Origin of the sequence: Dyella marensis, assembly GCF_049532885.1 — a bacterium.
GTDB classification, from domain to species: Bacteria; Pseudomonadota; Gammaproteobacteria; order Xanthomonadales; family Rhodanobacteraceae; genus Dyella_D; species Dyella_D marensis.
Map to the genome: position 1 here is coordinate 3,512,145 of NZ_CP064029.1, position 12,883 is coordinate 3,525,027.

Sequence of the window (12,883 nt, forward strand, 5' to 3'; positions counted from 1 at the left end):
TGGGCGTACGGCTCAGGCCTTGCCAAGCATCTGCTGCGCATGTTTGCGGTGGCGCGTGCGCGTACGCCAGAACAGAAAACCGGTGACCAGGAAGAACGCCGGCAGCACACCCACCACGCCAATCACGAGTTGCCACGGCACGCCGCCAACCTGGCCGGAATGCACCGGGTAGATCTTGTCGACCAGCTTCGCGCCGCCGCCTTGCGTCTGCGCGTCGTACACCGACAACACCTTCGCGCTGTAAGGATCGACCACCACCACGCTGCGGCCCACCGCATTCCACTCCTGCGGGCCGCGTGCACGGATGGTCAGCGTGGCGTTCTGGTCGTTCGGCAAGGTGATGCGGCGCAGTTCGGCCTGCGGCAGCGCGGCCTGCGCGGCGGCGAGCGCGGCGGACCATTGCAGCGGCGCGTCGCTCGGCGTGACGGCCGGCGCTTTCGGCGGCTTCGACGACTTGTCGCCGAACAGCGCGGCGAGCGCGCTGCGCGTCGTGTCCTTGTAGACCAGGGTGACGCCGGTAAGCGTGCTGAGCAGCAGGAACGGAAACAGCAGCGCGCCGACACCCTGGTGCCAACTGCGCCGGCGGCGCGTCGGCGGTTGCGCGTACATGCGCACGGCGTGGCGCCAATGCCCGCGGCGCGGCCACCACAGGGTGAGGCCGATCAGGATCAGGCTCAGCTCCGCCAGGCCGAGCACGCCGAGTGCGGTTTCGCCGTTGTGTCCGCTGAGCAGATGCGTATGCAGATCGCGCAACCAAAGCACGAAATCGTCGTTTTTGGAGCGCACCAGCAGCTGATGTCCATCCGTTGGATCGAGATAAACGCGTTTTTCCCCACCGAGGGAGAGTTGCCACATCGGCATGTCGGCGGTGGGCGTGTCGATCGCGCGCAAGGGCGCCGGCCATTCCGTGGCGTGGATGCGTTCGAGGATGGCGGCGCGCTGCTCCGGCGTCGGCAGCGCATGCGCGAACAACTCCGGATGGCGCCAGCGCAACAGGTCCGTCTGGAATGCCAACACCGTGCCGGACAAAGCCAATACCGCGAACGCCAGGCCGACGCTCAGGCCCAGCCACAGATGCAGCTTGCGCAGCGGGTCGCGGAGGCGCCAAGGGTGGCGTGCGGTCGGGCGGGAGGTGGCGGGCATCGGTCGCGCTGGCCTGGAATCAGGGGCGCGACCTTAGCATAGGGATGAGAATGGTTCGCATCTTTCAGCGCCCCGGGGCGAATGAGGGGCTAAGCGTTTCCATGGCGCGAAGCAAAGTGCTCTGGCTTTTTCGCCCCTCCGCGCATCGCTCCGCCCGGCCCCTCACCCCGGCCCTCTCCCCGGAGGGGAGAGGGGGATGTCGGGCGAGGCGAAAATCCAGCGAAGAGCACGCGGCGCAGCCGCGGCGTTCCGCTTGCGCGCTTAGGCTCTTGATCTTCAGGGTCCCCTTGGCGCCGGCGGTGAGGGCTGGACGAAAAGGCCCCCGCAAGGGGGGCGAGGACATGGATGTCCTCGCCTTTTTGACTCGGGCAGGATGCCCGATCAAAAAGCCCGGCCAGCCCTCACGGACCCTCAGCAGCTACGCTGCTGAGGGCGCCAAGCAGGGTGCCCTTTCTTCTTGGTTACTTCTTCTTTGGGCACGCAAAGAAGAAGTAACTCGGGCCGCGGCAGCGGCACGAAACACTCGCCAAAGGCGAGACACCCAAGCGCCAGCGCAACAACCGAGCGATACCGCCACTGGATGATTCGCTTCGCTCACCCCTTCGGGGCCGCCCCGCGGGCGTTCTTCGCGCTACGCGCTCGTCAGGCCTCCCCCTGGATGACGAAGATGAGACAGTGAGGCAAGACCATTGCTCACCCCGGAGCGGAGAGGGAACAGAATCAGCGCACGTAATTAAGTGCGATGGCCGGCGTCACCGAACGCTTGGTGTTGTTGCCGCCGGCAATCACCCGCACGCCGAGCAGCACGCCGATATTGGGCGACCAGTTGTATTCGATCGCCGGCGCATAACCCACCGCATCGCTGCGGCCGAAGCGGTTGCTCACCCGCACCGGCTCCATTCCCGGTACTACGTTGAAACCCTTTACCCAGGTGTTGCCGTTGTGGCTGTAGGTCAGGTCCAGCGCCAGCACCCAGCGCGTGGTCAGGCTGTACTCCAGCGCGGCGCCCACGTAGAAATTGTCGCCGCCGCGCGCATGGCCGCGGAAATCCTGGCCGGTGCCGTAGGTGCTGATGCCTTCGACGTCCGCGCGTCCGGCAAAAGTGGTGGTGGCATTGAGGCGCGCGCGCAGGATGCGTCCGTTCGGCATCCAGAAGAAACTCTGCATGTTCAGGCCCACGGTGGTGGCGTAGGCGCCGCCGCCCATGCCATTGGCGGGGCGCCGGCCCAGGCGGTCGTAGCGTCCGGTGGGCACCGCTTCCTGCACCATCAGCGAGACGGTCGGCACCCAGCTGCCTTCGTGGAACCGGATCAGCCGGTATTGGAACTGCAGGATCTGGTCGCCCAGGCCGATGCCGGAACTGTTCGGGCCGTTGCTTACCCGGTTGTAGCCGATGATCGGGATGGCGCCGACGGTGATGCGGTCGGTCAGGCCGTACAGCACGTAGGCGCGCGAACCGAACGCATCGACGCCCGGCGTCATCACGTCATAGATGTAGGGCTCGATCAGCATATGGCCCTGCGGCAAGGTCTCGGCGCCGTTGGCCAGCATGGGGCCGGTCCACCAGGCGTCGTCGCGCGACTGGCGGATCCGCGCGCCGGCGTCCTGCGCCATCGCCGCCGAGGCCAGCAGGCATGCCAGCCCACCCAGGAACCCACGCTTCGCCCTGCCCTTCATGATGTGCCCCACGCTCAAGTCCGTCTCCGCTCTCCTGCCCGGCTATGCGCCGCCGGGCAACACTACGAATGGCAGTGGCGAGGGCGAATAGCCACTTGGCTATGATCCGCCATGACCACTTGAGGCCCACCCCCATGCCGCGAGCGTCCACTTCGTTCCTGCCCCCGATCGCGCTGGAAAACGGCAGCGGCGTGCCGATCTACCAGCAGCTTTCCGAATGGTTCCGCCGCGCCATCGCCGACGGGCAGTTGCGCCCCGGCCAGCGCGTGCCATCCACCCGCAGCCTGGCCACCGAGCTGCGCGTGTCGCGCCTGCCGGTGCTCAGCGCCTACGAGCAGTTGCTGGCCGAAGGCTATCTGCAGAGCTTCGTCGGCGCCGGCACCTGCGTGGCCCGCTCGATCCCGGCGGCGGCACTGAAGCCCGCGCGCCCGCGGCTGTCCGTGGTTCCGGTCGCCAGGCACAACGCCAACCGACGGGTGGCACAGCGCGTGGCCGCCATGCGCACCCCGGAGCAGACCTGGCTGGACAGCCAGGGCGCGTTCCGCGTCGGCCTGCCCGCGCTGGAGCATTTCCCGACCGAGCTGTGGGCCAGGCTGCTGAACCGCCACGCGCGCACGCCGAGCACGGAGTCGCTGGTCTATGGCGATCCGCGCGGCTGCCCGCTGCTGCGCGAAGCGATCGCCGACTATCTCGGCGCGGTGCGTGCGGTGCGCGTGGATGCGGCGCAGGTGCTGATCACCACCGGTTCGCAACAGGGCGTGCAGATCTGCGCGCATGCCCTGCTCGATGCCGGCGACCGCGCCTGGCTGGAAGACCCCGGCTATCCCGGCGCGCGCCAGGCCTTCGGCACCATCGGCGCGCGCATCGTGCCGGTGCCGGTGGACCAGGAAGGCCTGGACGTGGCCGAAGGCATCCGCCGGGCGCCGGATGCGCGGCTGGCCTATATCTCGCCCTCGCACCAGTTTCCGCTGGGCATGACCATGAGCGCGGCGCGGCGCATGCAGCTGCTGCGCTGGGCCGCGCGCTCCGGCGCGTGGATCGTGGAGGACGACTACGACAGCGAATACCGCTTCGGCGGCCGCCCGGTGGCCTCGCTGCAAGGCCTGGATACCGAAGAGCGCGTGATCTACGTCGGCACCTTCAGCAAGGTGATGTTCCCCGCCCTGCGCCTGGGCTACCTGGTGGTGCCGAAGGACCTGGTCGACACCTTCGCCGCCTGCCGCGACGCGCTGGATACCTGCACCGCCACGCTGCCGCAGCTGGCCATGAACGACTTTATCCGCGAAGGCCATTTCGCACGGCATATCCGCCGCATGCGCGTGCTGTACGCGGAGCGGCGCGCGGCCCTGGTCGCCTCGATCCGCACGCATCTGCCGCAGCAGCTCGAAGTGATCGGCGCCGAAGCCGGCATGCAGCTGGTGGCGCTGCTGCCGCCGGGCGTGGACGACGTGGCGCTGTCGCGCCGCGCCGGACAGGTAGGCGTCTCCGCGCGGCCGCTGTCGCTGTGCTACGCGCAGCCGCCCGCGCGGGGCGGGCTGATCATGGGCTATGGCGGCGCCGACGCACGCGCGCTCGACGAGGCGGTGCGCCGGCTGAAAAGCTGCCTGTGAATCAGTGCGCGCCGGCGGTTTTCCTGGCGTCGGCTTCATCGATCAGCGCCTCGACCTGGATGCGCAGCGCCACGTCCATCTTGAAACCGTAGTCCTTGCCGGCGCCCATGCCGTAGTCGTCGCGCTGGAAGCTGGCGCTGGCGTCGGCGCCGCACAGTTCGCGCTTGAACAGCGGATGCGGCATGCACTTGAACGAGTTGACGGTGAGCTCCAGCGGGCGCGTCACGCCGTGCAGGGTCAATTCGCCCACCACCTTGGTCGGCTTGCCGTCGACGAAGCCGGCGAGCTTGCCCTTGTAGGTGGCCTTGGGGTACTTCGCGGTTTCGAACAGCTCGGGGCCGCGCGCGGCCTCGTCCATCTTGTCCAGGCCGAAGTTGGCGCTGTCCATGTCCACGGTGATGTCGACCGTGCCGGCGCCCGCGGCCTTGTCCAGCGTGATCTTGCCGCTGGTGCGATTGAACTTGCCGCGCCATACCGACAGGCCGCCGAAGTGGTCGGCCTCGAAGCTCGGGTAGGTGTGGGCGGGGTCGATGGTGTAGGTGGCGGAAGCGGCGTGCGCGGATGCGTCGGCCAGGGCCAGGGCGGCGGTGGCGAGCAGGGTGCGCAGGGGGCGGTGGGCGATGGCGTGCATGGTTGGCGTTCCTCGAGTAGACGATGGATGTTTCGCCGGTGCGATGACCGGCTTGCCAAGGCGACGAACCACGATGTCGAAAATCGACACGTCACCTCTAGCGGGTTGTCATCGCCGCGCGACATACTCGAGCCTCGGCAAGACAACCAGGGGAAGTCGATGAAACGTTTAGGGCTGTTGCTGCTCTGCGCAGCAACTTGCGGAATAGCCGTGGCGCAAACCGCCAGCGAAGTGCGCGCAAAGGCTGAGTCCAGCCTGCTGGTCAATGGTCACGTCGTCGTGGCGCCGGACGGCACGGTAAGTTCTTTCGACCTCGACCGGCAAGAGTCGGACGCGGTGACCGCGCTGATCAAGCAGTACTCCTCCAGCTGGCGCTTCGAACCGGTGCTGGAGAACGGCAAGCCGGTGGAGGCGAAGGCGCCCATGCACCTGCGCGTGGTGGCTTCGCCCGATGGCGACGGGTATCAGCTGCACGTCGTCAGCGCCTCCTTCGGCAGCCCAAGTGACCATCGCGATGAGCTCGTCACGATCAAGGATCACAGCGCACGCCCCACTTTTTCCGCCAGGGCAAACTTTCAGATGCAGCAGGGCGGCAGCATCCGCCAGGCCGGCCCCGCACGCCCGGCAGGCGGTACCTATCCGACCGGCACCGTCTTCATGGTTGCGCGCGTCGAGCGTGACGGCAGCATCAGCCATGTGACCGCCGAACAGGTCAATCTGGACAAAGTAGGCTCCGAGCCGGTCATGCGCGAGATGCGCAAGACGCTGGCCGAAGTCAGCACCCGCGCCGTGCGCCTGTGGACCTTCAACCCGCCATCTGCCGGTCCGCTGAAGGATGCCGACGGCTGGATCGTCCGCGTGGCGATCTCCTACCACCAGTACGCGCCAACCGAGAAGGATGCGCGTGACGCCACCTGGCACACCTATATCCCCGGCCCGAAGGAACCGGTGCCGTGGATGGACGAATACCGCAGCAAGCCTAAGCCCGAAGGGCTGGGCATCGATGCCTTGCCGGACGACGGCGTGCTCACTCTTGGCACCGGCTTGCACCTGCTCAATCAGTCGGACCACACCTGATCCGCTCCTGCGCGGACGCCGCTACGGCGTCCGCGCATTCAGCCGCACCAGGTCGCGGAACGCATCGTGCTGGTAGCGGCTCATGCGCAGCTCCTGCCCGGTGCTCAGCACCAGCATGTGATAGCCCTTGAACCACGGGTGGATCGCCTGGATGCGGTCGATATTGACGATGGCCGAGCGGTGCACGCGTGCGAACTGGCGCGGGTCGAGGCGTTCTTCCAGCGCAGCCATGGTCTCGCGCAGCTCGTAGGTGTCCTTGCCCACGTGCAGGCGCACGCAGTTGCGGTTGGCTTCGATCCAGTCGATGCGCGCCACCTCCAGCAGGATCACGCTGCCATCCAGCGGAATCGGCAAGCGGCGCGCGTAGCTCTGTTCGCGCCGCAGCTCGGCCAGCGCTTGCCATACCCGTGCGGGCGCGGCGTCGCCGCCCTCGCCTGCCAACCGCCGCCGCACGCGGCGTAACGCGGCGTCGAAGCGTTCGCTGCTGAAAGGCTTGACCAGGTAGTCCACCGCGTTCGCTTCGAACGCGCGCACGGCGTATTGCTCATAAGCCGTGACAAATACGGTAGCCGGCAGATTTTCTTCGCCCAGCGCCGCGGCGACGTCGATGCCGGTCATCTCCGGCATCTGGATATCCAGGAATACCAGGTCCGGCCGCAGCTGGCGGATCGCCTCCAGCGCGCTGGCGCCATCGCCGAATTCGCCGGCGATGGCGATCTCCGGCTCCTTGCGCAGCAGGCGCGCGATGCTGTGCCGCGCGATCGGCTCGTCGTCGACGATAAAGGCGCGGATGCTCATGCGGCCGCCGCGCCCAGGGCACGGAACGGCAGGCGCAGGCGGCAGGACACGCCCTGCGGCGACAGCGCGTCGATATAGACGGTGGCGAGATCGCCATACAGCTCTTTCAAGCGCAAGCGGGTATTGGACAGGCCGATGCCGCGCGTGAAGGCTTCTTCCGGCGTCACTTCCAGCACGCCGTTGCGGTTGCGCACTTCGAGATAAAGACTGTCGGTGTCGCGATGCGCGAACACTTCCACCGTGTCGCTGCCGGCATGCCGGCCGATGCCGTGATGGATGGCGTTCTCCACCAATGGCTGCAGGATCAGGCCGGGCACCGCGCCGCCGAGCGCGGAGACGGCCGCATCGACGCGCGTATCGAGGCGGTCCTTGAAGCGCACGCGCTGGATGCCGAGGTACAGGTCCAGCAGTTCCAGCTCGCGGGCCAGGGCGATTTCATGGCGGTCTTCATCGAGATAGACGCGCAGCAATTCGCTCAGGCGCAGCAGCATGTCCTCGGCGACCTCCGGCTCCTCGCGGATCAAGGTGGTGATCGCATGCAAGGTGTTGAACAGGAAATGCGGCTGCAGCTGCATCTTCAGCACCTGCAGGCGCGACTGCGCCAGCAGCGCCTGCAATTGGTCCGCGCGGCGGTCCTTCTCGCGGAAGAAGCGCATGGCATGCCAGCCCACCACCAGCACCCAGTAGATAAAGAAATCGATGAAGACGTATTTGTCGATGAACTGCTGCAACTGGTCGTCGAACGGCGGGTTGCCGGGTTCCAGCAGATGGCCGAGCGTGGCGCCGATCAGCACGGCGCAGGCGGAGAACACCAGGCTGCCGGCGACATAGACCGGCGCGTAGCGCCACTGCGCGGTGCTGTCGACGGTGAAGCGGCGTGCCAGCGCGAACACGCCCGGCGCCAGCACGGCCAGCGTGTACCACTGCACCATCGCCCAGCGGATGTAGTCGCCGGCGTTCCAGGTATGCCCGCGCATCGCATCCATGCTGTAGCCCTGGATGGCGAACAGCACGGCCGGCACGCTCCACGCGGCCAGGTAACGCCAGAATCGCATCGCACTCCTCCATCCACGAGGCGTCCGCATCCTACACAGGCCCGGCCGCTGGCGAACAGACTCGGAGGTCACGGCTGCCATTCGTCCCGCGCCGGCTACGATCCGTCCCGCTGCGGCCGCTTCCGACGGGCGCTTCGCGCCCAATCCGCGCATCGCCGCCCGGGCGGCATCTGTGGAGAGGAAGCCATGAACCGTCGCCTTGCGGTGTTGCTCGCCTGCGTGTCGCTGCCAGCGGTTGCCGCCGCGCAGACGCGCTATCTGGAGGTCTACAACGACGCGCCTTCCAGCCTGGTGGCGCTGGCCGTTGCGCCGGCGGGGACGGAGGCGTTTCGCGCGGTCCCTATCGGCGATCGTCCGCTGATCGGTGGTGGCAACGCGGTAACGGTGGCGATCGATGGCCAGGAAGGTTGCCGCCGCGATCTGCGCGCCACCTTCGCCGACGGGCGCTCGCTGTTGCAGCGCAACTTCGACGTGTGCCGTTATCGCAGCTACCGCACGGGACGTGCACTACCGCCCAAGTAGGTTGGGGTGACAACCCCAACAACACGATGGCGACCACCTCGCAAGCGGCAACGTTGGGGTTGCCACCCCAACCTACGCAGCTATCACGCGGGACGCGTGCTGCCGCCCAACAACACGATGCGGTTACCTCGCAAGCGACGATGTTGGGGTTGCCACCCCAACCTACGCCACGCCGTAAGGCAGGTTTGGCGTGGCGACCACGCGTTCGCCCACCGTCTCGCCGCGCAGGAAGGCGAAGGTCGCCTCGATCACTTCCGGCGCATCGAGCACGCGGTGATGTCCCAGCCCCTGCGTGGTGAGCAGACGCGCGCCCGACCAGTAGCGGGCATAGCGTTCGCCCTCTTCCCACGGCACGTCGCGGTCGTCGAGATCGTGGATCACCAATCCTGACTGGCCCAGCGCCGGCAAGTGCTTGTGCACCTGCAGATCGCGCACCATCACCCCGGTGCGCCGTTCCAGCCAGCCATAGAACGCCTCGCGCAGATGGTCGCCCAGCCTTACGAAGCGGAAAAAGCGGCCGGTGGCGGCTTCCATGTCGGCCGCGGGCGCAACCAGCACGAGTTGGCGCGCCAACCAGGTTTCGCTCTGCGCCAACGCCAGCGCGGCGCCGCCCAGCGAATGGCCGATCGCCAGCGCCGCATGACCATAGTGCTGGCCGACCGCGCGGATGGTGGCGATGAAATCCGGCAGCGTGCACAGGCGCCCCGTGCTGCGGCCATGGCCGGGCTGGTCGAATGCGACCACCGCCAGGCCTGATTCGCGCAAACGCTGCACCCAGGGCAGATAGCGCAGGCCGAAGCTCGACCAGCCGTGCACCAGCAGCGCATAAGGCTGCGTCGCCGGATCGCCCCATACGTACGTGGCGATCTTTTCTCCGCCGACCTCCAGCTCACCCTGCTGCATCGCCTCGTCCGGCCGTGCCGCCAGCGCGCGGCTGCGGCTGCTGGCGAACGGCGTGGCGAACAGGCGCGCGGCGCGGTCCACCGTGCGGCGCGGGGCGAGGCGCCCGCCGACGGCAAAGCTGGCGCGCACCGCGCCGAGTTTCAGCAGAAGACCGGCGCTGGGGCGGCCGTGCGGGCGATGGGCGCGTTGCGTGCGGGGCATGGGCTGGCTCCTGGGGGTTCAGGTGCGATAACTGGCGAACAGGCGATCGACAGCTGACAAGGTGCGGCGGCGCGCTTCCTCGAAGCCGAACAGGCCGGCGTCGTGATGCAGCACGAGCATGAAGGCGTAGATCTCGAAAGCGAGCTGGCTGACGTCGGTGCCGAGGCCGAGATGCGCTTCGTCCACCGCCTGCCCGATGGCCTTTTCCAGCTGGCCGCGCCAGCCGGACTGCTGCCGCACCACGGCATCGTGCAGGGCGCCGTCGCGGCCGTCGTATTCGCCGACGGCGGACAGCAGCACGCAGCCGCGCTCGTAGCGCTGTGCCCAGTCGCACCAGTTCTCCACGATGGCGCGCAGGCGCGGCAGGCCGCGCGGGGTTTTCAGCGCGGGCAGCAGCACGTTGTCCATGAAGCGCTGCGCGCCCAGCTCCAGCACGGCCAGCTGCAGGTCTTCGCGCGAACCGAAATGCGCGAACACGCCGCTCTTGGACATGTCCGCCGCCTGCGCCAGCGTGCCGATCGACAAGCCTTCCAGGCCGTCGTTGCAGGCCATGGCGTAGGCACGGTCCAGGATCATTTCGCGGGTGGCGGCGCGCTTGCCGGGGGCGGTGGTGGTGTTCATGGGGCCTAAAAATAGAACGACCGTTCGTTCTTTTCAAGTGCCAAACTGGCACACAATGCGCCGCCGAACGCAAGGTTATGCTTCGGACCAGTTTTCCAGGGAGGTAAAACGCATGAAATTCCGCCTGCCGCTCGTGCTGGCCCTAGGCGCCCTGCTCTGTGGCTGCTCCACCTCGCCCACCGGGCGCAAGCAGCTGATGATGGTCTCCGACGGGGATATGTCGAAGATGGGCCTGGCCGCATTCAACGATATGCGCACCAAGGGCAAGTTCGCCGACGCGCCGAAGGAGCGCGCCTACGCCACCTGCGTCGCCAACGCCCTGGTAGCCGTGCTGCCGGCGCCGTGGAATACGCAGCAGTGGGAAGTGCAGATCATCGACGACAACACGCCCAATGCCTTCGCCTTGCCGGGCGGGCGCATCGGCGTCAACCGCGGCATGTTCAAGGTGGCCTCCAGCCAGGACCTGCTCGCCGTGGTGCTGGGGCATGAGCTGTCGCACGTGGTGTCGCGCCATGGCGCCGAGCGCATGTCCGACAACATCGCCGCCCAGGTGGCGGTGGTCGCCGGCAGCGCCTATGCCGCCAGCCGCGGCACCAACGTCGGCTACGCCGCGGCCGCGCTGGGCGTCGGCGCGGAGGTCGGCATGCTGCTGCCGTTCTCGCGCATGCAGGAAAGCGAGGCGGACACGCTGGGCCAGCGCTACATGGCGCAGGCCGGCTTCGATCCGCGCTCGGCCCCCACGCTGTGGGAAAGGATGGCGGCGCAGGCTCCCGGCGGTCCCAAGCAGCCGGCCTTCATGTCGACCCATCCGGCTTCGTACAACCGCCAGCAGGCGCTGACCAGGCAGGCCGACCAGCTGATGCCGGTGTACGAGCAGGCGCGCGCCAGCGGGCACAAACCGAACTGCGCCATGTAGCGGCTTGCGCGGCCGCGCCTGACCGCGGCCGCGCCTTCCACCCTGCCCATGTCTGAACGAGCCGGCCGGCCGCGGTCAACAGGCGCAGGCCCATGCCGTTTTTCCGTGCGAGCCACACGCTGCGTGGCCGAGGAGAAACCGCATGAACACGCTGGCACGAAGCTTCGCCGTGCTGACCGCGCTGGGCCTGGGCCTGGGCGCTTGTGCCTACGCCCCCGATGCCGCTGCCCGCACGCAGATTTCCGTGGGCATCAACGTCGCCCCGCCCGCGCCGCGCTACGAAGTGGTGCCGCCGCCGCGCGTCGGCTACGCCTGGGCGCCGGGCTACTGGCGCTGGGATCCGTATGCCCGCCGCCACGTGTGGGTGGTCGGCCGCTGGATTCCGGCGCGCCACGGCTACGTCTATCGCGCGCCGCGCTGGGAGCCGTACCGCGGCGGCTGGCGCTTCCACGACGGCTACTGGGGCCACTGAGCCCGGTTCGATTCCGACGCGGCTGCCTTGAGGCAGCCGCGTTTTTCTTGACTCTCGAAGAAGGGGTACTTCCGATGCAGATCCGAATCGCGGCGCTGGCCGCGCTCACCATGCTCGCCAGCGGTTGCGTGGAAGAACGCGTGGTGCACGACCGCCCGGTGGTGGTGGAACGTCCGATCGTCCGCCGCGAGGTGGTCGAAGTGATCGCACCGCAACCGCCGCCGGAGCGGATCGTGGAAGTGGAACCGGCACGGCGCCCCGGCTACGTATGGGCGCGCGGCTACTGGCGCTGGACCGGGCGCGAATACGTCGCCGTGCCGGGGCATTGGGAAGTCGAGCGTCCCGGTTACCACTACGTCCATCCGCATTACGAACACCGCAACGACGGTTGGCATCTGAACGTCGGCGTGTGGGTGAACGGCTGAGTTCGATGCGCTTTACGCCGCCGGCGCCGCACGCATGGCGCCGGCGGCCATCGCCCGGTAATCCCGCGGCGTCATCCCCACCGTCGCCTTGAACTGCCGCGCGAACGCGCTCTGGTCGGCAAAGCCGCAGGCAAGGCCGATCGCCGCCACGCTCTGGTCGCCGCGCAGCAGGCGCATGGCCGCTTCGATGCGCAGCTTGGTCTGCACCTGCTGCGGCGTCAGCTGGAACACGCGGCGGAAATGCCGCTCCAGCTGCGCCACCGACACGCCGGCCAGCTCCGCCAGCTTCGCCACGCGCACGCCTTCGGCGTAGTGCTCCTGCAGATAGGCGAGCACGCGGCGCAGCCGCACATAGGTGGGGTGGCGGCCATCCGGCTTGCCCAGGTCGCGCGAGATGCCGACGATGCCGTGCACCTCCCCGCGTTTCAGCAGCGGCCGCTTGCAGGTCAGGCACCAGCCCGGCACGCGGTTAGGGAAGATGTGCACTTCGAGCTGGTTCTCGATCACCTCGCCGTCGAGCACGCGGCGGTCCTGCGAGGCGTAGGAGCCGCCCAGCGTGGCGGGAAACAGCTCGACCACGCTGCGGCCGATCACGTCCGCGCGCTGCTTCAGGCCCAGCCGGCGCACCAGGGTGAGGTTGGCATGCGTGTAGCGGCCCTGGCCGTCCTTCACGAAGAACACCACGTCGGGCAAGGCGTCGAACAGCGCCTCCAGCTCGTCGGCCGAAATCTTCATGTCCATCGCAGGTCCTGCCCCGTCGCGAAACCTTGTGCAATCGCAGCATGGCACAAAACCGGCCTGGCGCATTATGCCGATTTCCGCATGCAGCGAT

14 protein-coding genes are annotated in these 12,883 nt (G+C 68.0%); 6 read left to right on the plus strand and 8 right to left on the minus strand.

Annotated features, from left to right (window positions below; genetic code table 11):
* Nucleotides 1-12: 12 nt before the first annotated feature.
* Together ISN75_RS15165 and ISN75_RS15170 are read right to left on the minus strand one after the other, a co-directional pair.
* A complete protein-coding gene (locus ISN75_RS15165) occupies nucleotides 13-1,143 on the minus strand; it encodes a PepSY-associated TM helix domain-containing protein (RefSeq protein ID WP_343818577.1) in 1,131 nt (376 codons plus the stop codon).
* A 720-nt stretch (nucleotides 1,144-1,863) separates the two neighbouring features.
* Nucleotides 1,864-2,832 (minus strand): transporter, encoded by a 969-nt coding sequence (locus ISN75_RS15170; RefSeq protein WP_343818895.1) that lies wholly within the window; start codon nucleotides 2,830-2,832, stop codon nucleotides 1,864-1,866.
* A gap of 122 nt (nucleotides 2,833-2,954) precedes the next feature.
* On the opposite strand from ISN75_RS15170, the gene ISN75_RS15175 reads away from it, so the two are divergent.
* Nucleotides 2,955-4,430: a PLP-dependent aminotransferase family protein gene (locus ISN75_RS15175; RefSeq protein WP_168646996.1), complete on the plus strand. Its 1,476-nt coding sequence runs from the start codon at nucleotides 2,955-2,957 to the stop codon at nucleotides 4,428-4,430.
* A gap of 1 nt (nucleotide 4,431) precedes the next feature.
* On the opposite strand, the gene ISN75_RS15180 is transcribed toward ISN75_RS15175, so the two are convergent.
* Nucleotides 4,432-5,061: a YceI family protein gene (locus tag ISN75_RS15180; protein ID WP_343818574.1), complete on the minus strand. Its 630-nt coding sequence runs from the start codon at nucleotides 5,059-5,061 to the stop codon at nucleotides 4,432-4,434.
* 27 nt (nucleotides 5,062-5,088) lie between these two features.
* Between ISN75_RS15180 and ISN75_RS15185 the strand changes: the two genes are divergently transcribed.
* Nucleotides 5,089-6,138, plus strand: a complete 1,050-nt coding sequence (locus tag ISN75_RS15185; protein WP_343818572.1) for a hypothetical protein — start codon at nucleotides 5,089-5,091, stop codon at nucleotides 6,136-6,138.
* Nucleotides 6,139-6,159: 21 nt separating this feature from the next.
* Here the strand turns inward: ISN75_RS15185 and ISN75_RS15190 are convergent, their stop codons facing one another.
* Nucleotides 6,160-6,936 carry a LytR/AlgR family response regulator transcription factor gene (locus tag ISN75_RS15190; RefSeq protein WP_167254100.1) on the minus strand — a complete coding sequence of 259 codons (777 nt, stop codon included), beginning with the start codon at nucleotides 6,934-6,936 and terminating at the stop codon, nucleotides 6,160-6,162.
* Nucleotides 6,933-7,991 (minus strand): sensor histidine kinase, encoded by a 1,059-nt coding sequence (locus ISN75_RS15195; RefSeq protein WP_246866601.1) that lies wholly within the window; start codon nucleotides 7,989-7,991, stop codon nucleotides 6,933-6,935. Before ISN75_RS15195 ends, ISN75_RS15190 begins: the two co-directional genes overlap by 4 nt.
* Nucleotides 7,992-8,177: 186 nt before the next feature.
* Between ISN75_RS15195 and ISN75_RS15200 the strand changes: the two genes are divergently transcribed.
* The gene (locus tag ISN75_RS15200) at nucleotides 8,178-8,513 is read left to right on the plus strand and encodes a hypothetical protein (RefSeq protein WP_343818569.1); all 336 of its coding nucleotides are present in this window, start codon (nucleotides 8,178-8,180) and stop codon (nucleotides 8,511-8,513) included.
* Between the two features lie 162 nt (nucleotides 8,514-8,675).
* Here the strand turns inward: ISN75_RS15200 and ISN75_RS15205 are convergent, their stop codons facing one another.
* Nucleotides 8,676-9,617, minus strand: coding sequence for an alpha/beta hydrolase (locus ISN75_RS15205; RefSeq protein ID WP_168646990.1), 942 nt, complete (start codon nucleotides 9,615-9,617; stop codon nucleotides 8,676-8,678).
* An 18-nt stretch (nucleotides 9,618-9,635) separates the two neighbouring features.
* Entirely contained in the window at nucleotides 9,636-10,238 is a 603-nt protein-coding gene (locus ISN75_RS15210; RefSeq protein ID WP_343818566.1) for a TetR/AcrR family transcriptional regulator, read from the minus strand.
* A gap of 112 nt (nucleotides 10,239-10,350) precedes the next feature.
* Between ISN75_RS15210 and ISN75_RS15215 the strand changes: the two genes are divergently transcribed.
* The 3 genes from ISN75_RS15215 (at nucleotide 10,351) to ISN75_RS15225 (ending at nucleotide 12,051) form a co-directional block, all read left to right on the plus strand.
* Nucleotides 10,351-11,154, plus strand: a complete 804-nt coding sequence (locus ISN75_RS15215; protein ID WP_343818565.1) for a M48 family metallopeptidase — start codon at nucleotides 10,351-10,353, stop codon at nucleotides 11,152-11,154.
* 142 nt (nucleotides 11,155-11,296) lie between these two features.
* A complete protein-coding gene (locus tag ISN75_RS15220; RefSeq protein WP_167254088.1) occupies nucleotides 11,297-11,626 on the plus strand; it encodes a YXWGXW repeat-containing protein in 330 nt (109 codons plus the stop codon).
* A 74-nt stretch (nucleotides 11,627-11,700) separates the two neighbouring features.
* Nucleotides 11,701-12,051 carry a YXWGXW repeat-containing protein gene (locus ISN75_RS15225; RefSeq protein WP_168646987.1) on the plus strand — a complete coding sequence of 117 codons (351 nt, stop codon included), beginning with the start codon at nucleotides 11,701-11,703 and terminating at the stop codon, nucleotides 12,049-12,051.
* A gap of 12 nt (nucleotides 12,052-12,063) precedes the next feature.
* On the opposite strand, the gene ISN75_RS15230 is transcribed toward ISN75_RS15225, so the two are convergent.
* Nucleotides 12,064-12,792 (minus strand): AraC family transcriptional regulator, encoded by a 729-nt coding sequence (locus tag ISN75_RS15230; protein ID WP_167254086.1) that lies wholly within the window; start codon nucleotides 12,790-12,792, stop codon nucleotides 12,064-12,066.
* Nucleotides 12,793-12,883 lie beyond the last annotated feature (91 nt).